Below are 22,635 nucleotides of genomic sequence, written 5' to 3'. Positions count from 1 at the left end.
ATTAGCCGCCAGCCAGTTTAACTTTCAAGCCTTTGGCTTCCAGCAAGGATTTAATCAGGTCGCGTTTATCGCCTTGTATTTCAATGACGCCCTCTTTCACGGCCCCACCACAGCCACATTTTTTCTTTAACTCGGCTGCTAATTTGGTTAGCTCTAAGTCGTCCAGATCAATACCGGTAATCAGGCAAACGCCCTTTCCTTTTCGACCGCTGGTCTGGCGTTGAATTCGCACAATACCATCGCCTTTTGGACGTTCTGTCACCGCTTTAGGTTCGTCAATTCGTCCAGACTCAGTCGAGTAGACCAGACGAGAGTTAGCGTCGCTCATTTACGCTCCTCGTTTCAGTGAGGTGTTGATCGCCTTCAGCGTCTGGGCCGGATCCGCCGACTGCGTGACCGGACGACCAATCACCATATAATCCACACCCGCTGACAGTGCCTGCTGTGGCGTCATAATGCGGCGCTGATCGCCCGCTTCACTGCCTTCAGGACGAATACCAGGCGTTACCAGCTTAAACGCCTGACCAAACTCTTGTTTGAATCGTACCGCTTCCTGTGCAGAACAGACAACGCCGTCCAGCCCGCAGTTTTGCGTTAACCGTGCCAGTCTTTCTGCATGCTCCGCAGGTGACAACGTCACTCCCAGATCGGCAAGGTCGCTGGCTTCCATGCTGGTCAGCACCGTCACGGCAATTAACAACGGCGCATCGTTACCAAATGGTACCAAGGCTTCACGAGCCGCCGTCATCATCCGTGCCCCACCCGAGGCATGAACGTTAACCATCCACACGCCAAGGTCTGCCGCAGCCGCTACGGCATGTGCCGTGGTATTGGGGATGTCGTGGAATTTCAGGTCCAGAAATACGTCAAATCCACGCTGTTGCAGGTCGCGCACCAATTGAGGTCCAAAAAGCGTGAACATCTCTTTGCCCACTTTCAAACGGCAATCACGGGGATCAATTCTGTCGACAAATGCCAATGCTTTATCGCGATTATTGTAGTCCAGAGCGACAACGACAGGAGAATCAGTAACAGCACGGGGAGAAGATGAAGCAGTAAACGTCATAACCAGACCTTCCTGAAGATGGGCACCTTTCGGCACAAAATGGGTAAACGGCGTGCATTCTACCTGTGGTCATAGGAAATTAACAGATTCGATTACATCGCTGCCTGGCGATGTGGCACGGAGGCTAAATGTGCAGGATGTTATTAAACAATAAGGATGTTGTAACTAAAGTCGGTATTTTTTTAATTACAAACCGTCAAGACCGCGAATTGGCTTAATGGTTGACCATGAACGGCACGATGGGCAATGCCAGTACAGCGTGTAGGCGGTAAATCCGCATTTCTGGCAGCGGTAGCGCGGCTTACTGCGAACCTGTTCGCCGACCATATCCCGTAACACCATCAGACTCTCTTTAGCACGCCCTTCCTCGGCCTCATTGAGGTGATAGTCCATTAGTTTGTGGAAGACGCGCATCGTCGGATGACGCTGCAACTGACGGGTGATATAAACCTGCGCGGTATCGCTGCCCTCACGCGCTTCGAGGATATCCGCCAACATCAGCTCAGCGGCGGCACCGGTATTCTCCTCTACGGCGCGGCGTAAGAACTCCGCCCATTCATCGTTCTTACCAAGTTGCTGGTAGCAACTCTGTAGCATGTCCAGCGTTTCGCTGACCAGCTCTTTGTCCTGGGAAATTACGCGCTGCAGGCTTTCGACCGCCTTCGCATAGTCCCCTTTCATCATGTACACGCGTCCCATCATGATGGAAACCCGCGCACTGTTTTTGTCGGCGGCAGCCCCTTTTTTTAACAACGTCATGGCGCGGTCCATGTCGTCGCTGCCCAGTTGCTGAAGGGCCAGTTCGCAGTAGAAGTGTGCGATCTCAATTCGCTGCTTATCTTTACCGAGCTTCACCAGGCGTTCCGCAATGTCAATGGCTTTTTGCCACTCACTGGTTGCCTGATAGATCTGCAACAGCTGTTGCAACGCACCCACGCGGAAATCGGTTTCATCGGTAAGCTGATTGAACATGTCTTCAGCGCGGTCATACAGACCTGCGGCCATGTAATCGCGACCGAGTTGTTGAACCGCCAGCAAACGCTGTTCGTAGGTCAATGACGCGCTTTCCATCAACGTTTGATGGATGCGGATAGCGCGATCGACTTCACCGCGCGAGCGGAACAGGTTTCCGAGGGTGAGATGAGCCTCAACGGTGCCGGTATCCTCTTTCAACATATCGAGGAACAGATCCACCGCTTTATCTTGTTGGTTGCTCAGAAGGAAGTTAACCCCGGCGACATAGTCACGCGACAGGCGGTTAGCTTCGTCCTGTTTTGTTTGTTGCGCACTTCTGCGACCCATATACCACCCATAGGCAGCGGCTACAGGTAACAGCAGAAACAACAACTCCAGCATAAATAATTATTCCTTCACAACCGACGAATCGGCAGAAACCGCAACGTCGGTCGCAGGCGCAAGCTGGTTTTCCAGTCGTTTGATTTTACGTTCGGCACGCACAAGAGACACGCGAACCCTCAGCCAGAAAAGGCCGCAAATTAACCAACCAATCGCAAATCCTGCAGCAAACAACACGGCAAGCAGCGTAGAAATACGATATTCACCTTGGGCCAGCAGGTAGTTAAACGTTACCTGTTGATCGTTTTGCGCACCTAATGTCACCGAAATAACAAAAATCGCCAACACCAGTAAGAAAATGAGTAAATATTTCACATTACTTCCCGTTATGTGGTTTGAGCGAATAAATCGTGTACAACTTACCGCGTTGAGCCCTTTAAATTACCATTTTCACGACGAGTGCGAAATGGAAAAGCGCTTTAGTCTTTATGATTTAAGGGCAAAACGCGAAAAATCAATCACGGTCAGCTTTCTTGTTCACGCTGCGCGATTTCTTGTTGCTCCTGAACCGGCGGTGTTAATGGCCCACAGACCCGTTGTGCAAGCCATGTCGCCAACGTAACCAGCAGCCATGATATCAACGTCGCCACGACTAAATCTCGCGGCCAGTGCATGCCCAGTAACAAACGACTGCCCATTACACCCGTCGCCCAGACCAGCAAGAAAACAATCGTCAGCGTACGTCTACGCGGCCATAATAGCCCCACGGCCAGTAACGCCCAACTGGCGGCAAACATCGTATGACCAGAGGGAAATGCGAAACCCGTCTCTTTTTGCCAGTGTTTACGTAAAAAGGTCGGGATATCCTGCTGTCCTGATAATTGCTCTTTGACTAAGTGTCCGCGCTCTTTACGCTTTAAAGTGTAGAACTCATCAACAGGGACATGGTGCATTTTTTCCAGCCAAACCACAAAAGGTCGTGGCTCCTGCACCCTTTCTTTTACCCATGACTTGACCCCCTGGCCGATCAAAATTGCCGCGGCAAGGATGGCGAACAGCATCATCGCGGCTTTCAGACGAAATCTCAGACACCACAAAAACCACACACACAGGGACACATGAGTAATGATTCCCCAGGGTTGCGTCACCGTTTCCGTTATCCAGTATAAGGATTTTAACCACCAGACATTGTTCCCTGGCTGCCAACTCCAGCCAGACACCCACATGGACACTGGCATAATCAACAACAGAACAGCACCTACGGCGGTTCGCTTTGCGATAGAAAGCATTGCATCTCCTTTCGTCGATAAGTCTCACAATCATAACTGAAAAAATTGCGCGCCGGGAAAATTGACAATTTTGTGCCATTGCAAATACGAATGCGCTACCGCCATTAGGCGAACGCCGTCGCCTTATGGCAAAATAGCGCCATACAGAAGCCAATAGGCGACGGCACGGCGAGTGCCAGCGTAATCTGGAGAAATACATGCAGCTTAAACGTGTGGCAGAAGCCAAACTGCCGACCCCCTGGGGTGATTTCCTGATGGTGGGATTTGAAGAACTGGCAACCGGGCACGATCATGTCGCGCTGGTATTTGGCGATATTTCGGGTCAAACACCGGTCCTGGCACGCGTCCATTCCGAATGTCTGACTGGCGATGCGCTTTTCAGCCTGCGTTGCGATTGCGGTTTCCAACTGGAAGCCGCGCTCACGCACATTGCTGAAGAGGGACGCGGTATCCTGCTTTACCATCGTCAGGAAGGTCGCAACATCGGCCTGCTGAATAAGATCCGCGCCTATGCGTTGCAAGATCAAGGCTACGATACCGTTGAAGCCAACCACCAGTTAGGTTTTGCGGCCGATGAGCGCGACTTCACCCTGTGCGCAGATATGTTTAAGCTGCTGGGCGTAGATGCAGTACGACTGCTGACCAATAATCCGAAGAAAGTTGAGATTCTGACCGAAGCTGGGATCAATATTGTCGAACGCGTGCCGCTGATCGTGGGCCGGAACCCGAAAAATGCGCATTATCTGGATACCAAAGCCGCCAAAATGGGCCATTTATTGAGCGAATAATCGCCCGGTAATTGCACATGCACCTGCCCCATGAAAAGCCTGCTTACGCAGGCTTTTTCACTTTTTACTTCAGCATATTACGAATCACATAGTGCAAAATACCGTCGTTCTGGTAGTAGGTTAACTCCGTCGCAGTATCGATACGACAGCGGCACATAATCACCTCTTTGCTGCCATCTGCGCGCATCATATTCACCGCAATTGTGGCGCCCGGTTGAATTGTTTGTAAATCCGTAATATCAATCACTTCCTCACCGGTGAGTCCCAACGTTTTACGCGTCACCCCTTGCGGGAACTCCAGCGGCAGGATCCCCATACCAATCAGGTTGGAACGGTGAATTCGCTCAAACGATTCTGCGATGACCACGCGAATACCCAGCAAACGTGGGCCTTTCGCTGCCCAGTCGCGACTGGAGCCTGATCCGTATTCCTTACCGGCAATCACCGCCAGCGGCACGCTCTCCTGCTGATAACGCATGGCCGCATCGTAAATGGCCACCACTTCCGTCCCCGGTAAATGGCGAGTCATCCCGCCTTCAATTCCCGGCACCATTTCATTGCGGATACGAATGTTGGCAAAAGTACCGCGCATCATCACTTCATGATTTCCACGTCGTGAACCATAGGAGTTAAAATCCCGGCGCTCAACGCCGTGGCTCTGCAAATAGCGTCCTGCCGGGCTGTCCGCCTTAATACTGCCAGCGGGGGAAATATGATCTGTGGTCACCGAGTCACCCAGCATCGCCAATATACGCGCCCCATGAATATCGTTTACCGGAGCCGGCGTAGCCTGCATGCCCTCAAAGAACGGTGACAGGCGAATATAGGTCGAGTCAGACTGCCAGCCGTAGGTGTCGACACGATCAACATTGATCGATTTCCATTCCGGCGTGCCTTCAAACACTTCCGCATACTCTTTGTGGAACATCTCCGTGGATACCTGCTCGACGGCGCGGGCAATTTCCCGTGCAGAAGGCCAGATATCTTTCAGATATACGGGGTCACCTTTTTTATCGTGTCCGAGCGGATCTTTGGTCAGGTTAATGTTCATATTGCCCGCCAGCGCGTAAGCGACCACCAGCGGCGGAGAGGCCAGCCAGTTCGTTTTCACTAACGGATGAATGCGTCCTTCAAAGTTACGGTTACCGGAAAGTACCGCCCCCACCGTCAGGTCACCTTTTTTAATCGCCGTTTCAATAGGATCGGGTAACGGCCCAGAGTTACCAATACAGGTGGTACAACCATAGCCAACCAGATTGAACCCCAGTTCATCAAGGTACGGGGTCAGCCGGGCCTGCGCCAGATAGTCAGACACCACTTTTGATCCCGGTGCTAGCGAGGCTTTGACCCATGGTTGACGTTTCAGACCAAGAGTGACCGCTTTTTTCGCCAGTAAGCCCGCCGCCATCAGCACGCTCGGGTTTGAGGTGTTGGTACAGGAGGTAATAGCCGCAATCACCACCGCACCGTCTGGCAGCTGGTATTGATGACCGTTCAGAACATAGTCGACCGGCTGACTGTCTTTATGCGAACTGTTCAGCTCAAGCTCATTGCTTGCCGCAAATGCTTTCGGGACATCCCCCAGCGCGACGCGATCCTGCGGACGCTTCGGTCCGGCCAGGCTGGCTTCCACATCGGCCATGTCCAGTTCCAGTGAACTGGTAAAGATCGGCGCATCGCCCGTATTACGCCACATTCCCTGCGCTTTGGCGTAGGACTCAACCAGCTCAACTTGCTCTTCGCTGCGACCGCTCAGGCGCATGTATTCGAGCGTGACGCCATCAATGGGGAAGAAACCGCAGGTCGCACCATACTCCGGTGCCATATTGGCAATGGTGGCACGGTCTGCCAGCGGCAGCGTGTCGAGGCCATCACCATAGAATTCAACAAATTTACCGACCACACCGTGCTTACGCAGCATCTGGGTCACGGTCAGGACTAGATCGGTGGCGGTGATCCCCTCACGTAGTTTTCCATCCAGCTTGAAGCCAACGACATCCGGAATCAGCATTGAGACCGGTTGCCCCAGCATCGCGGCTTCTGCTTCAATTCCGCCCACGCCCCACCCCAGTACACCAAGGCCGTTAATCATCGTAGTGTGGGAGTCGGTACCAACCAGCGTGTCCGGGTAAGCCACCCACTCGCCATCCTGCAATTCACTCCACACCGCTTTTCCCAGGTATTCGAGGTTAACCTGGTGGCAGATCCCCGTCCCCGGCGGTACAACGCTGAAGCGGCTGAATGCCTGCTGCCCCCATTTCAGAAACACATAGCGCTCGTGGTTACGCTCCATTTCCAGGCGAACGTTCTCTTCGAACGCATCATCATCACCGAAGTGGTCTACCGTCACCGAGTGGTCAATCACCAGATCAACAGGTGAAAGCGGGTTCACTTTAGCCGTATCACCGCCGAGGCGTTTAACCGCTTCGCGCATGGCCGCCAGATCGACCACCGCCGGAACGCCGGTAAAATCCTGCATCAGTACACGGGCGGGTCGATAGGCAATCTCGCGATCGGCATGGGCATTGTCCAGCCATCGAGCCAGAGAATGAATATCTTCTTCAGTAACTGAATCACCGTCCTGCCAGCGCAGCAGGTTTTCCAGCAAGACTTTTAGCGATTTGGGTAGACGGGTGATATCACCCAATGATTTGGCAGCCAGCGGCAAACTGTAGTAGCGGTAGGTTTTATCTTTAACCTGCAATGTGTCCTTACTGGCTTCGCGTAGGGTCGACGACATAGCTCCTCCTTAAATGACAGGGTGGCATCCCCTGACTTTTCTCAGGGTTAGTATTAAAGATAACACAAACAAAATGTAACGCTTTGATAACAACTCAAATTGATAAAAGCGGAGAAGCATAAATGGCGATACAAGGGGATTACGGCGTGAAGGTGGAATTACGTCATTCACTCTTCAATACGGTGAACTAATTCTAATGAAGATATAGCCAAAATAATTAGAGCGGCATGAAGGCGGCAAGTGAGTGAATCGCCAGGAGCATAGATAACTATGTGACTGGGGTGAACGAACGTAAATAACGCACATGCTGCTTTAAGTATGACGGCTATAAAACGCGGGTTAATTATTGTTTCTGTTCTTCGTCTTCATCAAATAGATCAATAAAAGCCTGCTGTGCTGGGGAAAGTTGCCACGCGTCAGGAATATTCTTTCTACATTCAGTAGTCGCCTCCTGCGCTGGCTCATTGTCTTGCTGAGAAGGTGTAGACGTGGGTTGCTGCTGTTGCACGGACATGACTAACTCCACACATTCCAAACCACGAGCGCAACAACAATCCAGAACAGGACTGAACCGAGAAAGACCGTGAACCATGCTTTACGTTTCAGCGCGGGATCCCGGCGTGCTGGCTGGTTTCCAGAAGGCATCGCTAACCTCATACTATCGAAATCACTTATCATATTGGCACCAAACGATTGGTACAATTAATCATCAGATAAGAGAAATCCTAAAGAAAAAGGCGTGAAAAAGCCAGTTAATTTTCGAATCCTGAGCCGTGAATAAATCAATTGTTTGATCCGATTTAAATATTTGACAGGGTTTTGAGCAGATTTTCTAATTTAAAACTACTTTGGCGAACATTCCCCTTAAATAATATGCGGTTAATATAACTAATTCAGACTTGCCCGTCGGTAGCGTTTTTCATACTGAGATACCGACGAGCGCTGGCCCGTTATTATTTTTCCGGCAATTTAATATCTTTAAACATTGCTTCAATGTCATCGTTAGAACGTAACGCGACCGCCGTATCCACTACATCGCGCGTCAGATGCGGCGCAAAACGCTGAATAAAATCATACATGTAACTGCGCAGGAACGTACTACGACGAAAACCGATTTTGGTGGTGCTATGGCTAAAGACATCATGCGCATCAACCCGTACCAAATCCGGATCGGAAATCGGGTCGACCGCCATGCTGGCAATCACGCCCACGCCCAGTCCGAGTCGCACATAGGTTTTAATAACATCCGCGTCGGTCGCGGTAAAGACAATACGCGGCTCCAGCCCCGCGCGGTTAAACGCGGTGTCGAGTTCTGAACGTCCGGTAAAGCCAAAGGTGTAGGTCACCAGCGGGTATTGCGCCAGTTCTTCAATCGACACGGAGGATTTACCCGCCAGCGGATGGTCCGGCGTGACAACAATCGAACGATTCCAGTGGTAGCACGGCAGCATCACCAGATCGTCGTACAGGTGCAGCGCTTCGGTTGCAATGGCAAAATCTGCGTTGCCTTTCGACACGGCTTCCGCAATTTGGGTCGGCGAGCCCTGATGCATATGCAAAGAGACGCGAGGATAACGCTCAATAAAGCCTTTAATAACGTTAGGCAGCGCATAGCGCGCCTGGGTGTGAGTGGTCGCAATATACAGCGAGCCTTTGTCCGGCCAGGTATGTTCACCGGCCACCGACTTAATGGCATCTACCTTAGACAGAACTTCGCGCGCAATACGAATGACTTCCTGCCCTGCCGGGGTAACCTGCGTAAGGTGTTTACCGCTACGGGCAAAAATCTGGATACCCAGTTCGTCTTCCAGCATACGAACTTGCTTACTGATACCCGGTTGAGAGGTATAGAGCCCTTCGGCCGTTGAGGAGACATTAAGGTTGTGGTTAACCACCTCAACAATATAGCGAAGTTGCTGTAATTTCATGTTAGACCATCCAGATTAGCGGCATCAGACCATCGTTTATGAGCAGGCTGAATCGCGCTGCTAATACGATTTAATAATAAAAAGTTTGTTAACTATAACCACTATATCATTTTAATCAGAGCTGTATAGATACCGTCACCTATAAAAAAGGGCCGCTTACGCGACCCTTTAAGGCGATGTCAAACTGTCGGGCAGTTACTTCTTGCCTTCTACCCATTTACCGTCAACAAAGAATGCAGACCAGCCGGTCGCCTTACCGTCTTTCTCGGCAGACACATACTGCTGCTTGGTTTTACGGCTAAAACGCACCATCGCTTTGTTGCCATCCGGATCGGTCTGCGGCGCATCGGCAAGGTAGCGCAGTTTTTCCGGCAGACGATCGCGGAAGCGGTACAGCTCTTCCACTAACGGCGCACGCGTCTCACGCGATTTCGGGAAGGTATTCGCCGCCAGGAAGATACCTGCTGCACCATCACGTAACACGAAATACGCGTCCGATTTTTCACACGGCAATTCCGGCAGCGGAACCGGATCTTCCTTCGGTGGCGCAACTTCGCCATTACGCAGGATCTTACGGGTGTTTTTACACTCGTCGTTAGTACACGCCATGTATTTACCGAAACGCCCCATTTTCAGGTGCATTTCAGAACCACATTTCTCGCACTCGACGATCGGACCGTCGTAGCCCTTGATGCGGAACTCGCCTTCTTCGATTTCGTAACCGTCGCAGGTTGGGTTGTTACCACACACATGCAGCTTACGTTTTGGATCGATGAGGTAGCTGTCCATCGCCGTGCCGCACTTCTGGCAACGGCGCTTCGCGCGTAACGCGTTAGTTTCCGCGTCATCGCCTTCCAGCACGTTCAGCACTTCGTTTTCCGGCACCAGGTTAATGGTGGTTTTGCAGCGCTCTTTTGGTGGCAGCGCGTAACCGGAACAACCGAGGAATACACCGGTACTGGCGGTACGGATACCCATCTGACGACTACAGGTTGGACAGTCGATGCTGGTCAGAACCATCTGGTTTGGACGCATACCGCCCTCTTCAGGGTCTTTCTCAGCTTTATCGAGTTGCTGAGTAAAATCACTGAAGAAGTTGTCGAGCACGCCCTTCCATTCGGCTTCGTGCTTCGCCACCTGGTCGAGACTGTTTTCCATCTGCGCGGTGAAATCGTAGTTCATCAATTCGCGGAAGTTTTCTTCCAGGCGGTCGGTGACGATTTCACCCATTTTTTCTGCGTAGAAACGACGGTTCTCAACACGGACATAGCCGCGATCCTGAATCGTAGAGATGATCGACGCATAGGTAGATGGACGACCGATACCGCGCTTTTCAAGCTCTTTAACCAGTGACGCTTCGCTGAAGCGCGCAGGCGGTTTGGTAAAGTGCTGTGCGGGGGTCAGTTCAACCAATGTCAGCACATCGCCTTTATCCACCGCCGGTAAGATACGATCTTCATCGCCTTTACGCAGGGCTGGCATGACCTTAGTCCAGCCATCAAACCGCAGAATACGACCGCGCGCCTTCAGGCGGTAATCACCTGCGCCAACGGTCAGCGTGGTGGAGTCATATTTAGCTGGCGTCATCTGACAGGCGACAAACTGACGCCAGATCAGCTGATACAGTTTTTGCGCATCAGCTTCCATATCTTTCAGCGATTCAGCCAGTACGGCGACGTCTGAAGGACGGATGGCTTCGTGCGCTTCCTGCGAGTTTTCTTTACTGGCGTACTGGTTTGCGCTCTCCGGCAAATACTTTTTACCAAAGTTTTCGCCGATGTAATCGCGGACCATAGAAACCGCATCCTGGCTCAGGTTGGTTGAGTCAGTACGCATATAGGTGATGTAGCCCGCTTCATACAAGCGCTGTGCCATCATCATGGTTTTCTTCACGCCAAAGCCCAAACGGGTGCTGGCAGCCTGTTGCAACGTAGAGGTGATGAACGGCGCGCCAGGTTTGCTGCTGGTCGGCTTATCTTCACGCTCCAGCACGCTGTAACGTGCTTTTTCCAGCAGGCTTACCGCAGCAAGTGTCTGTTCGCGGTTAACCGGACGGAACGGCTTCTCGTTGTGGTGCGTGACTTCCAGTGGCAGCGCGTCACCGGAAGGCGTCGTGGTGCTGGCATCTATTTCCCAGAATTCTTCCGGAACGAATGCCTTGATCTCACGTTCACGCTCTACAACCAGGCGCACGGCGACCGACTGTACGCGACCGGCAGACAGGCCACGAGCAATCTTTTTCCACAGCAGCGGCGACACCATATAGCCCACAACGCGGTCCATAAAGCGGCGTGCCTGTTGCGCATTGACACGGTCGATGTTCAGTTCGCCCGGCTTTTCAAACGCCTGCTGAATGGCATTTTTGGTAATTTCATTAAACACCACGCGACTGTAGCGGGTGTCGTCGCCCCCGATCACTTCCCGCAGGTGCCATGCAATGGCTTCCCCTTCGCGGTCAAGGTCAGTTGCGAGATAGATGTGGTCGGCCTTTTCAGCCAATTGTTTCAGTTCAGAGACGACCTTCTCTTTACCGGGCAGCACTTCATAGCGCGCATCCCAGTTGTGCCACGGGTCAACCCCCATACGGTTGACGAGAGCGCCACGTTCATCCTTTTTGGGCTTTTTAGCCGTTTTGGTGGCGGTTGAGTCGGCGCTCTTTTTAGTTGCTGAGCCACTGGTCGGCAAATCACGGATATGACCGACGCTGGATTTCACCACGTAGTCATTACCCAGATATTTGTTGATCGTTTTGGCTTTTGCCGGGGACTCAACGATGACAAGAGCTTTACCCATATTCACCTTTACCTAATTTGATTCTTCCAGGAATGCGTCGCGCGTTGATTCACCTTCCACTGGCGACGAGACATCGATATGGTCTCTGCGTCGGCGGATATCAACCCTGGTACCGGTCACGGGTTCGTAATGTAACTCCCATCTAACTGAGTTAACAGGATTTTTTTCACGAATTCGCTAAAGCACGACGGAATATTGGTCGAATGTCAAGCAAATCTGTTGCCAGATTGACGAAAGCGTCACACTGTACCTGATAAAATGCGTTACGCAACTTTATTAGCATGCAAAAACAAATCTCGCCAGTAGGCACACTATCGTAAGACCCGCTCTTTTATCAGGGAATATTTGCCCATAAGGCGGGCTCGGCGTAGACTAATGTCCTTGTTTAAGGAGTAAATAATGCATAAAGACACTCAACCCATCGATCGCGAAACTCTGCTGATTGAAGCCAACAAAATCATTCGTGAGCATGAGGACACGCTGGCGGGGATTGTCGCCACCGGCGTCACACAGCGTAATGGCGTGCTGGTTTTCAGCGGAGATTACTTTTTAGATGAACAAGGGCTTCCTACGCCAAAAAGCACCGCAGTGTTTAATATGTTTAAACACCTGGCGCATGTCCTTTCTGAAAAGTATCACCTGATCGATTAATACAAGAAATGATTTGCCGGATGGCGGCTCCGCCTTATCCGGCCTACGATGCGACGATCCTGTAGGCCGGATAAGATGCTTTAGCATCGCCATCCGGCAATGACAATTTTACATCAACGGTTTTTGACCACGCTGCCACCAGCGCAGCAGCAAGCGATCCGCACTTTCCGCTGCACTACCGGTGAAACGGTCCATCAGTTTTTTGCGCTGCAGATAGCGTACGTTAAGCACTTCGCGACCCTCCATCAAACTCAGGATCACCTCATCGCTGGTATTGATCTCATCCACCAGCCCATTTTCCAGCGCCTGTTGACCGAACCAGTGTTCCCCAGTGGCAACCTGTTCAATGTCCAGAGTCGGACGCATACGGTGCACAAAATCTTTAAACAGGTGATGCGTTTCGTTCAGGTCTTCGCGGAATTTCTGACGACCCTCTTCCGTGTTCTCACCAAGCAGCGTCAACGTCCGTTTGTATTGCCCGGCAGTGTGCAACTCAATATCAATGTCTTTGCCTTTCAGGAAACGGTTAAAGTTAGGGATCTGCGCCACCACGCCAATTGAGCCCACAATAGCAAACGGTGCCGAAACAATTTTATCTGCCACGCAGGCCATCATGTATCCGCCGCTGGCGGCAACTTTATCGACCGTCACCGTTAATGGGATCTGCTTATCGCGCAGACGCTGCAATTGTGATGCCGCCAGCCCATAGCCATGCACCACACCACCGGGGCTTTCCAGGCGAATAACCACCTGATCTTGTGGTTTTACTACCGCCAGTACCGCCGTCACCTCTTCACGCAGCGCGCTGACTTCATGGGCATCCATACTGCCTTTAAAATCAAGCACCCAGACACGCGGTTTACCCGATGATGTATTCTCTCCCAATTTTGCTTTGGCTTTGGCCGCCTTCGCTTCCAGCTTGTGCTTTTTTTTCTGCGCTTTATGCCAGAGCTTTTGTTGGTGGCTGCCCATTAAAGACATCGCCAGATCTTCTTTCATCTCTTTATATTGTTCACTGAGATTAATGACCCGGAGTTCACCGCGCTGACGCTTGCGTTGTGTCGCATTGACGATCAGCATAACAATCACCGCAATCGCCACTACCACTGTGACGATTTTTGCCAAAAACAGCCCATATTCAGACAACAATTCCACGAATCCCACCTTGGTTAAACAACGCAACTTTCGCTCAGTGTACAACAGGTGTGTTAACCCGTCTTGCTTCATCCATCCGCATGGTAATCGGTAAAAAGCATGACAAAGTGTTCATTTTACGGTGTTATTACCTTTGGCTGATTGAAAAATAGCAGGGTTTAAGGCATAAAACCGACAAGTTATAGAAAACGGGATGGCCAGAGCGTCGCCGAGGAGTAACCGTGCATTACCAACCCAAACAAGATCTGTTACAGGATCGCATTATTCTGGTCACCGGAGCCAGCGATGGCATCGGTCGAGAAGCTGCGCTGACCTATGCCCGCTACGGTGCAACCGTGATTCTGCTCGGGCGCAATGAAGAAAAACTTCGTCAGGTCGCCCAGGCCGTTGCCGCAGAAAACGGCGCGCCCGCGCAGTGGTTTACGCTGGATCTGCTGACCTGTACTTCCGCTGAGTGTCATGAACTGGCGCAGCGAATCAACGCCCATTACCCGCGTCTGGATGGCGTGTTGCATAATGCCGGGTTACTGGGTGAAATCGGTCCGATGATCGAACAAACTCCGCAGGTCTGGCAGGAGGTCATGCAGGTAAACGTCAATGCCACCTTTATGCTGACCCAGGCGCTGCTCCCTTTGTTGCTTAAGTCTGATTCTGGATCGTTGGTCTTTACCTCATCCAGCGTTGGTCGTCAGGGACGCGCCAACTGGGGGGCCTATGCAACCTCGAAGTTTGCCACCGAAGGCATGATGCAGGTGCTGGCAGACGAGTATCAAAACCATCATTTACGCGTAAACTGTATTAATCCTGGCGGCACGCGTACCGGCATGCGTGCCAGCGCATTCCCGACAGAAGATCCACAAAAATTAAAAACACCCGCCGACATTATGCCGCTGTACCTGTGGCTGATGGGCGACGACAGCCGGCGTAAAACCGGTATGACCTTCGACGCCCAACCGGGCCGTAAACCAGGAATTGCCCAATGAGTGAAGAACGCTATCAGCAGCGCCAGCAGCGCGTAAAAGACCGTGTTGACGCACGCGTTGCCGCCGCAAAGGACGAGCGCGGTATCATCATCGTCTTTACCGGCAACGGTAAAGGGAAAACCACCGCCGCATTTGGTACCGCCACGCGCGCGGTCGGTCACGGTAAAAAAGTCGGCGTGGTGCAGTTCATTAAAGGCACGTGGCCCAACGGCGAACGAAACTTACTGGAACCCCACGGCGTGGAGTTTCAGGTCATGGCGACAGGATTTACCTGGGAGACGCAAAACCGAGATTCTGACACCGCTGCCTGTCTGGCCGTGTGGGAGCACGGTAAACGGATGCTGGCCGATCCTGAGCTGGATATGGTGATGCTGGATGAGTTGACGTACATGGTGGCGTATGACTATCTACCGCTGGAAGAGGTGCTCGACGCCTTAAGCGCGCGCCCTTCTCACCAGACGGTGATTATCACTGGTCGAGGATGCCATCGCGATATTCTGGAATTAGCTGATACGGTCAGCGAGTTGCGCCCGGTCAAGCACGCCTTTGAGGCGGGGGTGAAAGCCCAAATAGGGATCGATTATTGAGTGTAGGCCGGATAAGGCGTTTGCGCCGCATCCGGCTCCACGCTAACGCCTGATGGCGCTTTGCTTATCAGGCCTACTCATGATTAACCGTTGTTGTTACGACCGCCCGGACGACGGCTACCGCCGACCTGGGTGTGACGTTTAACTGCACGGCGGATCTGGTTCGCCTTCATGCGACGACGGTCTTTCTCAACAGCAACCTTCGAGCTGGTTTCCGGCTGCAGTTCCACCAGTTGACGCAGATAGTTTGTCTGGGCGAGATCAAGCTCCGTCCAGCCACCACGCGGCAGACCTTTCGGCAGCGGAATATCACCGTAACGTACGCGGATCAAACGGCTCACCTGCACGCCAACGGCTTCCCACAGGCGACGCACTTCGCGGTTACGCCCTTCGGTCAAGGTGACGTTATACCACTGGTTAATCCCTTCACCACCGCTGAACTTGATGGTTTTAAATGCGGCCGGACCATCTTCGAGTTGCACGCCACGGCTCAGGTCACGCAGTTTCGTTTCATCCACCTGGCCAAACACACGCACCGCGTATTCACGCTCAACTTCACGGCTCGGGTGCATCAGACGGTTCGCCAGTTCACCATCGGTGGTGAACAGCAGTAAACCACAGGTATTCACGTCCAGACGACCCACCGCAATCCAGCGCGCATCGCGCAGTTTTGGTAGACGGTCAAAGACGGTCGGACGACCTTCCGGGTCGTTACGGGTACACAATTCACCTTCCGGCTTGTAATACGCCAGAACGCGGCAGATTTGTTCCGCAGATTCTTTAACCGAAATCAGATGACCGTCGATACGGATTTTCAGACCCGGTGTTACGTCAACGCGATCGCCAAGCGTGGCAATTTTGCCGTCAACGCTCACGCGACCTGCTGCAATAATGGTTTCAATTTCACGGCGAGAACCGTGGCCAGCGCGCGCCAGCACTTTTTGTAACTTTTCGCTCATAGAGCTTCCTTTAGGTGTCGCCTTCACAGGCGTCGAACAGGAGAATCAACGGCGCCAGTTAGCACCATTTTAAGGCCGCGTAGTATACTGAGTTGCGCCCTTATAAGAAAGGTTTAACGTCGCCGACGCCTTCACGCAACACCACCGGCGAGTCATCGGTTAAATCGATAACCGTGGTGGGCTGTTGACCGAGATACCCGCCGTGGATAATCAAATCCACCTGCTTCTCCAGACGATCTTTAATCTCTTCCGGATCGGACTCGGTAAATTCGCTACCCGGCAGCATGAGCGATGTTGAGAGCATGGGCTCGCCCAACGCTTCCAGCAACACCAGCGCAATCGGATTGGACGGTACGCGCAGACCGATGGTTTTACGTTTTTCCTGCAGCAATCGGCGCGGCACTTCTTTCGTCCCTTTCAGGATGAAGGTGTAGTTGCCCGGCGTATTGTTTTTAATTAAACGAAAAGCAACGTTGTCCACGAACGAATACGTCGACAGTTCGGACAGGTCACGGCACATCAACGTGAAGTTGTGTCCATCAGGCAAATGACGGATACGGCAAATACGCTCCATCGCCCCTTTGTCTTCGATTTTGCAGCCCAACGCATAGCCGGAATCAGTGGGATAAACGATCACCCCACCTTTACGCACAATTTCAACGGCCTGATTGATCAGGCGTTGCTGTGGGTTATCAGGATGGATATAAAAAAACTGACTCATACTTTCCTCTCAGTGGTCTCGGGCTGTTCCCAAAGCTGCCAGACGCCTTCAACGCCTGCGGGCAACCAGAGCTTACGACCCAATTCAATCCACGGGCACGGCTGATGAAAATCAGATCCTTGTGATGCCCACAGCTGATGCTGACGCGCCAGCGTCGCCAGATGGGTACGCTCATTGGGAGACTGTTGACACTGTGCCACTTCCATCGCGTCACCGTGATGTTCGGCAAACCAGGCAACCAGTCTTTTCAGCCACTTAGCGCTAAGATCGTACCGACCAGGATGAGCCAGCACCGCCTTACCGCCAGAATGATGAATGACATCAATAGCTTGTTCTATTGTACACCACTGTGGCGGAACGTAACCGGTTTTCCCGCGGGCAAGGTATTTTTTAAACACGTCAGCCATGGTCGTGGCTTTGCCACTCTCAACCAGGAAACGCGCAAAATGGCCTCTCGTGACGGCCCCGCCGTCAGCCAGACGTAACGCGCCTTCCCACGCGCCCGGGATATGTGCTTTGTCCAGTCGCTCAGCAATTAGCTGCGCACGCAGCTGACGACGCGCGGTTTGTTCTGCCAGAAACGCACGCATCATGGGGTGGTCGATATCGATATTCAGGCCGACGATATGGATCTCGTGGTTTTCCCAGACCGTGGAAATTTCAACGCCCGCTATCAACTTCAAGGCTAAACCTGAACGTGAAATTTCTTCTCTTGCCGCCGGAATCGCTGCCGTGGTGTCATGATCGGTAATCGCCAATGTCCCGACTCGCATCTCTACCGCACGGTGTACCAATGCTTCAGGTGTCAATCGTCCATCGGACGCCGTTGTATGACTGTGCAGGTCGTAAATCACTGCGTAATTCGTGTCGCTCAAGGCGGCTCCCGTTTCAATAAATGTCGTATCACGCTCATCATAGCGTTTTAGACAAATTTACTGAAATCAGGTGTTGACTTTATTCCATTGAACTAGTTAACTAGTACGCAAGTTCACATGAAGAAAGAAGGTATCTGAGATGAAAGCAACATATGTCCTGCACGGTGGGTGGCGCACTTCCTGATTTCGGGCAGTGTCTTACGTCTGCAATATGCAACCAGATACCCGGCCCGCCAACTAAGCGGGCTTTTTTTTGAACAAAATTAATGAGAATAACGATGCAAACACAAAAACCGACACTCGAACTGCTGGCCTGTGACGCCGCCTACCGTAACAACCCGACCGAGCTGTTTCATCAGGTCTGCGGCGCGCGCCCGGCGACATTGTTACTGGAATCCGCCGATATCGACAGCAAGGACGACCTGAAGAGTCTGCTGTTGGTCGACAGCGCGCTGCGTATTACCGCCTTAGGTGACACCGTTACCATTCAGGCGTTGTCGGCGAATGGTGCCTCCCTGCTCCCGTTGCTGGATGCCGCCTTGCCAACTGGTGTTGAAAACCAACAACAGCCGAATGCCCGCCATTTGCGTTTTCCGGCCGTCAGCCCACTGCTGGATGAAGATGCCCGCTTATGTTCCCTGTCGGTCTTTGACACGTTCCGTTTAATGCAGGAACTGGTTAATGTGCCGGAGCAGGAGCGTGAAGCCATGTTCTTCGGCGGTCTGTTTTCCTACGATCTGGTCGCTGGATTCGAAGATTTACCCCAGCTTGAAGCCGGCAACCGCTGCCCTGATTACTGCTTCTACCTGGCCGAAACCCTGATGGTCATTGACCACCAGAAAAAAAGCACCCGTATTCAGGCCAGCGTGTTCACGCCCTGCGAGGAAGAAAAACAGCGTCTGGCCCACCGACTGGTGCAGTTGAGCCAGCAATTAACCGAACCCGCGCCGCCGCTGCCCGTTATTGAAGTGCCAGAAATGCGCTGTGAGTGTAATCAGAGCGATGAAGAGTTCGGTACCGTCGTGCGCGGTTTGCAAAAAGCCATTCGTGCCGGTGAGATTTTCCAGGTAGTGCCTTCCCGCCGTTTTTCACTGCCCTGCCCGTCACCACTTGCTGCCTATTATGTTCTGAAAAAGAGCAATCCCAGCCCGTACATGTTCTTTATGCAGGATAACGATTTCACGTTGTTCGGTGCCTCGCCGGAAAGTTCGCTGAAATACGATGCCACCAGCCGCCAGATTGAGATCTACCCTATTGCCGGGACTCGCCCACGCGGCCGTCGTGCTGACGGCTCGCTGGACCGCGATCTCGACAGCCGTATTGAGCTGGAAATGCGCACTGACCATAAAGAACTTTCCGAGCACCTGATGCTGGTGGACCTGGCGCGTAATGACCTGGCTCGTATCTGTACCCCGGGCAGTCGCTACGTGGCCGACCTGACCAAAGTTGACCGGTATTCCTTCGTGATGCACCTGGTTTCCCGCGTGGTCGGCGAACTGCGTCATGACCTTGACGTCCTGCATGCATACCGTGCCTGTATGAACATGGGCACGCTGAGCGGTGCGCCGAAAGTGCGCGCCATGCAGCTTATCGCCGAGGCTGAAGGTCGCCGCCGCGGTAGCTATGGCGGCGCGGTCGGTTACTTCACCGCCCACGGTGATCTGGACACGTGCATTGTGATTCGTTCTGCCCTGGTAGAAGACGGTATCGCCACCGTGCAGGCGGGTGCCGGGATTGTTCTGGACTCTGTACCGCAGTCTGAAGCCGATGAAACCCGTAATAAAGCGCGTGCGGTTCTGCGTGCTATCGCCACAGCACACCACGCACAGGAGATTTTCTAATGGCTGATATTCTGCTGCTCGATAACATTGACTCTTTTACCTATAACCTGGCAGATCAGCTGCGTACCAACGGCCACAACGTGGTGATTTATCGCAACCATATCCCGGCGCAGACCTTAATTGACCGCTTAGCGACCATGAAAAACCCGGTATTGATGCTTTCGCCAGGTCCGGGCGCGCCAAGCGAAGCCGGCTGCATGCCGGAGTTGTTGACTCGCCTGCGTGGCAAATTGCCGATTATCGGTATTTGCCTTGGGCATCAGGCGATTGTCGAAGCTTACGGCGGGTATGTAGGTCAGGCGGGAGAAATCCTGCACGGCAAAGCCTCCAGTATTGAACACGACGGTCAGGAAATGTTCGCCGGTCTGGCTAATCCCTTGCCTGTGGCGCGTTACCATTCACTGGTCGGCAGCAACGTCCCGGCGGGACTAACCATTAACGCCCACTTCAACGGCATGGTGATGGCGGTTCGCCACGACACCGACCGCGTGTGCGGATTCCAGTTCCATCCGGAATCAATTCTCACCACTCAGGGCGCGCGTCTGCTGGAGCAAACGCTGGCCTGGGCACAGCAGAAGCTTGAACAAACCAACACGCTGCAGCCTATTCTCGAAAAACTGTATCAGGCCCAGACGCTGTCTCAGCAGGAGAGCCACCAATTGTTCTCTGCAGTCGTGCGCGGTGAATTGAAGCCGGAGCAGCTGGCTGCCGCACTGGTCAGCATGAAAGTGCGCGGTGAGCATCCGAATGAAATTGCCGGGGCGGCGACGGCCCTGCTGGAGAACGCCGCGCCGTTCCCACGTCCGGACTATCTGTTTGCCGACATTGTCGGGACCGGCGGTGACGGCAGCAACAGCATCAACATTTCCACCGCCAGCGCGTTTGTCGCCGCGGCCTGTGGGTTAAAGGTAGCGAAGCACGGTAACCGTAGCGTCTCCAGTAAATCAGGTTCATCCGATCTGCTGGCGGCCTTTGGCATCAACCTGGATATGAATGCCGATAAGTCGCGCCTGGCGCTTGACGAACTGGGCGTATGTTTCCTGTTTGCACCGAAATATCACACCGGTTTTCGTCACGCCATGCCGGTTCGTCAGCAGCTCAAAACCCGCACGCTGTTTAACGTGCTCGGGCCGCTGATTAACCCTGCGCATCCGCCGCTGGCGCTGATCGGCGTCTACAGCCCGGAACTGGTACTGCCCATTGCCGAAACCCTGCGCGTGCTGGGATATCAGCGTGCAGCCGTGGTGCACAGCGGCGGAATGGATGAAGTTTCGCTGCATGCACCGACCATTGTGGCCGAATTGCATGACGGCGAAATCAAGAGTTATCAGCTGACGGCAGACGACTTTGGCCTGACGCCATATCACCAGGAACAGCTGGCGGGCGGCACGCCGGAAGAAAACCGTGACATTCTCAGTCGCTTGTTACAAGGTAAAGGTGAAGCCGCGCACGAAGCCGCCGTGGCAGCGAATGTCGCCATGTTAATGCGCCTGCACGGCGAAGAAGATTTAAAAGCCAACGCACAAATCGTGATTAATGTCCTGCGTAGCGGTGCGGCCTATGACCGGGTCACCGCCCTGGCAGCAAGAGGGTAAATGATGCAAACCGTTTTAGCGAAAATTGTCGCAGACAAGGCGATTTGGGTAGAAGCCCGCAAACAGCAACAACCGTTGGCCAGCTTTCAAAATGATGTTCAGCCAAGCTCGCGACATTTTTATGATGCGCTGCAAGGCGCGCGGACCGCGTTTATTCTGGAGTGCAAAAAAGCCTCTCCGTCAAAAGGCGTGATCCGTGATGACTTTGACCCGGCACATATTGCGGGTGTGTATAAACATTATGCCTCGGCGATTTCTGTGCTGACCGACGAGAAATATTTCCAGGGAAGCTTTGATTTCCTGCCCATCGTCAGCCGCATCGCACCGCAGCCGATTCTGTGTAAAGACTTTATTATCGATCCTTACCAGATTTACCTGGCCCGTCATTACCAGGCTGATGCTTGTTTACTGATGCTGTCCGTGCTGGATGACGAACAATATCGTCAGCTTGCCGCCGTGGCGCACAGCCTGAAAATGGGTGTGCTGACCGAGGTCAGCAACGAAGAAGAGCTGGAACGTGCCATTGCGCTTGGCGCAAAAGTCGTGGGCATTAACAACCGCGACCTGCGCGACCTGTCGATTGACCTCAATCGCACCCGCCAACTGGCACCGCGACTGGGCCACGGCGTGACCGTCATCAGCGAGTCCGGCATTAATACCTACGGCCAGGTGCGCGAACTCAGCCATTTCGCCAACGGTTTTCTGATTGGCTCCGCGCTGATGTCGCATCAGGACCTGCATGCAGCGGTACGTCGCGTGCTGCTCGGCGAGAATAAAGTCTGCGGACTGACGCGCGCACAGGATGCCCATACGGCGTATGAATCCGGCGCAATTTATGGCGGACTGATTTTTGTTCCTTCTTCACCACGTGCCGTCAATATTGAGCAGGCTCGTGAGGTCATGACAGGTGCGCCGCTACAGTACGTTGGCGTGTTTCGCGACAGCAATATTGATGACGTGTGCTCCACCGTCGGGCATTTATCACTGACAGCCGTGCAACTGCACGGGAACGAAGATCAGACTTATATCGATACGCTGCGTGCGGCATTACCGCAACAGGTGCAAATCTGGAAGGCGCTGAGCGTGGGCGAGTCACTGCCAGTCCGCAGCTATCAGCATGTTGATAGATACGTTTTCGACAACGGCCAGGGCGGCAGCGGACAGCGCTTTGACTGGTCGCTGTTGGGTGGGCAATCACTGGATAACGTTTTACTGGCTGGCGGACTCGGTGCAGATAACTGCGTCGACGCGGCTAAAACCGGCTGTGCCGGTCTCGATTTCAATTCTGGCGTAGAGTCGCAGCCGGGCATCAAAGATGCGCGTCTGCTGGCCTCGGTCTTTCAAACACTGCGCGCATATTAAGGAAAA

The 22,635-nt window shown here is 53.0% G+C and carries 21 protein-coding genes and 1 other annotated feature; of the genes, 7 read left to right on the top strand and 14 right to left on the bottom strand.

All coding sequences use genetic code 11. The features are described 5' to 3' along the window. Position 1 precedes the first annotated feature (1 nt). From yciH to pgpB, 5 genes are all read right to left on the bottom strand, one after another. Positions 2–328: a stress response translation initiation inhibitor YciH gene (gene yciH, locus M2374_RS12660; protein ID WP_115258327.1), complete on the bottom strand. Its 327-nt coding sequence runs from the start codon at positions 326–328 to the stop codon at positions 2–4. After that, the gene (pyrF, locus tag M2374_RS12655) at positions 329–1,066 is read right to left on the bottom strand and encodes an orotidine-5'-phosphate decarboxylase (protein WP_115258326.1); all 738 of its coding nucleotides are present in this window, start codon (positions 1,064–1,066) and stop codon (positions 329–331) included. It abuts the gene before it with no gap. Between the two features lie 186 nt (positions 1,067–1,252). Next, positions 1,253–2,422 (bottom strand): lipopolysaccharide assembly protein LapB, encoded by a 1,170-nt coding sequence (gene lapB / locus M2374_RS12650; protein WP_181689047.1) that lies wholly within the window; start codon positions 2,420–2,422, stop codon positions 1,253–1,255. A gap of 6 nt (positions 2,423–2,428) precedes the next feature. Then, the gene (locus M2374_RS12645; RefSeq protein WP_096756830.1) at positions 2,429–2,737 is read right to left on the bottom strand and encodes a LapA family protein; all 309 of its coding nucleotides are present in this window, start codon (positions 2,735–2,737) and stop codon (positions 2,429–2,431) included. A 149-nt stretch (positions 2,738–2,886) separates the two neighbouring features. Continuing rightward, positions 2,887–3,651 carry a phosphatidylglycerophosphatase B gene (gene pgpB / locus M2374_RS12640; protein WP_181689046.1) on the bottom strand — a complete coding sequence of 255 codons (765 nt, stop codon included), beginning with the start codon at positions 3,649–3,651 and terminating at the stop codon, positions 2,887–2,889. 197 nt (positions 3,652–3,848) lie between these two features. Between pgpB and ribA the strand changes: the two genes are divergently transcribed. Continuing rightward, positions 3,849–4,439, top strand: a complete 591-nt coding sequence (gene ribA / locus M2374_RS12635) for a GTP cyclohydrolase II (protein WP_096756827.1) — start codon at positions 3,849–3,851, stop codon at positions 4,437–4,439. A gap of 64 nt (positions 4,440–4,503) precedes the next feature. Here the strand turns inward: ribA and acnA are convergent, their stop codons facing one another. From acnA to topA, 5 genes are all read right to left on the bottom strand, one after another. Then, complete coding sequence (gene acnA, locus M2374_RS12630; RefSeq protein WP_115258323.1) at positions 4,504–7,179, bottom strand: aconitate hydratase AcnA; 2,676 nt, start codon at positions 7,177–7,179, stop codon at positions 4,504–4,506. A 343-nt stretch (positions 7,180–7,522) separates the two neighbouring features. Then, positions 7,523–7,693 carry a hypothetical protein gene (locus M2374_RS12625; protein WP_170974142.1) on the bottom strand — a complete coding sequence of 57 codons (171 nt, stop codon included), beginning with the start codon at positions 7,691–7,693 and terminating at the stop codon, positions 7,523–7,525. A gap of 2 nt (positions 7,694–7,695) precedes the next feature. Continuing rightward, positions 7,696–7,836 carry a YmiA family putative membrane protein gene (locus tag M2374_RS12620; RefSeq protein ID WP_213083822.1) on the bottom strand — a complete coding sequence of 47 codons (141 nt, stop codon included), beginning with the start codon at positions 7,834–7,836 and terminating at the stop codon, positions 7,696–7,698. A gap of 296 nt (positions 7,837–8,132) precedes the next feature. After that, a complete protein-coding gene (gene cysB / locus M2374_RS12615) occupies positions 8,133–9,107 on the bottom strand; it encodes an HTH-type transcriptional regulator CysB (RefSeq protein WP_115258322.1) in 975 nt (324 codons plus the stop codon). Positions 9,108–9,302: 195 nt separating this feature from the next. Next, on the bottom strand, positions 9,303–11,900 hold the full coding sequence (topA, locus tag M2374_RS12610) for a type I DNA topoisomerase (protein ID WP_117342889.1): 2,598 nt from the start codon (positions 11,898–11,900) through the stop codon (positions 9,303–9,305). A 399-nt stretch (positions 11,901–12,299) separates the two neighbouring features. On the opposite strand from topA, the gene M2374_RS12605 reads away from it, so the two are divergent. Continuing rightward, positions 12,300–12,551, top strand: coding sequence for a YciN family protein (locus tag M2374_RS12605; protein WP_003020616.1), 252 nt, complete (start codon positions 12,300–12,302; stop codon positions 12,549–12,551). Positions 12,552–12,659: 108 nt separating this feature from the next. Here M2374_RS12605 and sohB read toward each other — a convergent pair whose 3' ends face one another. Continuing rightward, positions 12,660–13,706: a protease SohB gene (gene sohB / locus M2374_RS12600; protein ID WP_181689044.1), complete on the bottom strand. Its 1,047-nt coding sequence runs from the start codon at positions 13,704–13,706 to the stop codon at positions 12,660–12,662. 221 nt (positions 13,707–13,927) lie between these two features. Between sohB and M2374_RS12595 the strand changes: the two genes are divergently transcribed. Further along, positions 13,928–14,689: a YciK family oxidoreductase gene (locus M2374_RS12595; protein ID WP_117342892.1), complete on the top strand. Its 762-nt coding sequence runs from the start codon at positions 13,928–13,930 to the stop codon at positions 14,687–14,689. After that, entirely contained in the window at positions 14,686–15,276 is a 591-nt protein-coding gene (gene cobO, locus M2374_RS12590) for a cob(I)yrinic acid a,c-diamide adenosyltransferase (protein ID WP_181689043.1), read from the top strand. The genes M2374_RS12595 and cobO overlap by 4 nt, the downstream gene beginning before the upstream one ends. An 83-nt stretch (positions 15,277–15,359) precedes the next feature. Here the strand turns inward: cobO and rluB are convergent, their stop codons facing one another. From rluB to rnm, 3 genes are all read right to left on the bottom strand, one after another. Beyond that, positions 15,360–16,235, bottom strand: a complete 876-nt coding sequence (gene rluB / locus M2374_RS12585; protein ID WP_096756818.1) for a 23S rRNA pseudouridine(2605) synthase RluB — start codon at positions 16,233–16,235, stop codon at positions 15,360–15,362. A gap of 100 nt (positions 16,236–16,335) precedes the next feature. After that, positions 16,336–16,956, bottom strand: coding sequence for an L-threonylcarbamoyladenylate synthase (locus M2374_RS12580; RefSeq protein WP_181689042.1), 621 nt, complete (start codon positions 16,954–16,956; stop codon positions 16,336–16,338). After that, positions 16,953–17,831, bottom strand: a complete 879-nt coding sequence (gene rnm, locus M2374_RS12575; protein WP_115258317.1) for an RNase RNM — start codon at positions 17,829–17,831, stop codon at positions 16,953–16,955. The genes M2374_RS12580 and rnm overlap by 4 nt, the downstream gene beginning before the upstream one ends. 160 nt (positions 17,832–17,991) lie before the next feature. Beyond that, positions 17,992–18,086: a sequence feature (Trp leader region), on the top strand. A 23-nt stretch (positions 18,087–18,109) separates the two neighbouring features. On the opposite strand from rnm, the gene M2374_RS12570 reads away from it, so the two are divergent. Genes M2374_RS12570 through trpCF form a run of 3 tightly spaced genes read left to right on the top strand, consistent with a single transcriptional unit; the run spans position 18,110 to position 22,629 of the window. Beyond that, positions 18,110–19,672 (top strand): anthranilate synthase component 1, encoded by a 1,563-nt coding sequence (locus tag M2374_RS12570; protein ID WP_181689041.1) that lies wholly within the window; start codon positions 18,110–18,112, stop codon positions 19,670–19,672. Beyond that, entirely contained in the window at positions 19,672–21,267 is a 1,596-nt protein-coding gene (gene trpD / locus M2374_RS12565) for a bifunctional anthranilate synthase glutamate amidotransferase component TrpG/anthranilate phosphoribosyltransferase TrpD (protein WP_096756814.1), read from the top strand. Before M2374_RS12570 ends, trpD begins: the two co-directional genes overlap by 1 nt. Further along, on the top strand, positions 21,268–22,629 hold the full coding sequence (gene trpCF / locus M2374_RS12560; protein WP_223240225.1) for a bifunctional indole-3-glycerol-phosphate synthase TrpC/phosphoribosylanthranilate isomerase TrpF: 1,362 nt from the start codon (positions 21,268–21,270) through the stop codon (positions 22,627–22,629). Positions 22,630–22,635 lie beyond the last annotated feature (6 nt).

This window comes from Citrobacter sp. JUb117, from assembly GCF_024809055.1.
Classification (GTDB): domain Bacteria; phylum Pseudomonadota; class Gammaproteobacteria; order Enterobacterales; family Enterobacteriaceae; genus Citrobacter; species Citrobacter gillenii.
Note: the sequence above shows the minus strand (reverse complement) of the source record. Positions and strands in the feature narration are given on the sequence as shown.

Bases quoted from the DNA above. Each gene is read 5' to 3' on its own strand.
- M2374_RS12580 (WP_181689042.1), bottom strand. From the start codon at position 16,956: ATGAGTCAGTTTTTTTATATCCATCCTGATAACCCACAGCAACGCCTG.
- cysB (WP_115258322.1), bottom strand. From the start codon at position 9,107: ATGAAATTACAGCAACTTCGCTATATTGTTGAGGTGGTTAACCACAAC.
- ribA (WP_096756827.1), top strand. From the start codon at position 3,849: ATGCAGCTTAAACGTGTGGCAGAAGCCAAACTGCCGACCCCCTGGGGT.
- yciH (WP_115258327.1), bottom strand. From the start codon at position 328: ATGAGCGACGCTAACTCTCGTCTGGTCTACTCGACTGAGTCTGGACGA.
- trpCF (WP_223240225.1), top strand. From the start codon at position 21,268: ATGATGCAAACCGTTTTAGCGAAAATTGTCGCAGACAAGGCGATTTGG.
- pgpB (WP_181689046.1), bottom strand. From the start codon at position 3,651: ATGCTTTCTATCGCAAAGCGAACCGCCGTAGGTGCTGTTCTGTTGTTG.
- M2374_RS12605 (WP_003020616.1), top strand. From the start codon at position 12,300: ATGCATAAAGACACTCAACCCATCGATCGCGAAACTCTGCTGATTGAA.
- topA (WP_117342889.1), bottom strand. From the start codon at position 11,900: ATGGGTAAAGCTCTTGTCATCGTTGAGTCCCCGGCAAAAGCCAAAACG.
- pyrF (WP_115258326.1), bottom strand. From the start codon at position 1,066: ATGACGTTTACTGCTTCATCTTCTCCCCGTGCTGTTACTGATTCTCCT.
- trpD (WP_096756814.1), top strand. From the start codon at position 19,672: ATGGCTGATATTCTGCTGCTCGATAACATTGACTCTTTTACCTATAAC.
- acnA (WP_115258323.1), bottom strand. From the start codon at position 7,179: ATGTCGTCGACCCTACGCGAAGCCAGTAAGGACACATTGCAGGTTAAA.
- M2374_RS12625 (WP_170974142.1), bottom strand. From the start codon at position 7,693: ATGTCCGTGCAACAGCAGCAACCCACGTCTACACCTTCTCAGCAAGAC.
- M2374_RS12620 (WP_213083822.1), bottom strand. From the start codon at position 7,836: ATGAGGTTAGCGATGCCTTCTGGAAACCAGCCAGCACGCCGGGATCCC.
- M2374_RS12570 (WP_181689041.1), top strand. From the start codon at position 18,110: ATGCAAACACAAAAACCGACACTCGAACTGCTGGCCTGTGACGCCGCC.
- rluB (WP_096756818.1), bottom strand. From the start codon at position 16,235: ATGAGCGAAAAGTTACAAAAAGTGCTGGCGCGCGCTGGCCACGGTTCT.
- cobO (WP_181689043.1), top strand. From the start codon at position 14,686: ATGAGTGAAGAACGCTATCAGCAGCGCCAGCAGCGCGTAAAAGACCGT.
- lapB (WP_181689047.1), bottom strand. From the start codon at position 2,422: ATGCTGGAGTTGTTGTTTCTGCTGTTACCTGTAGCCGCTGCCTATGGG.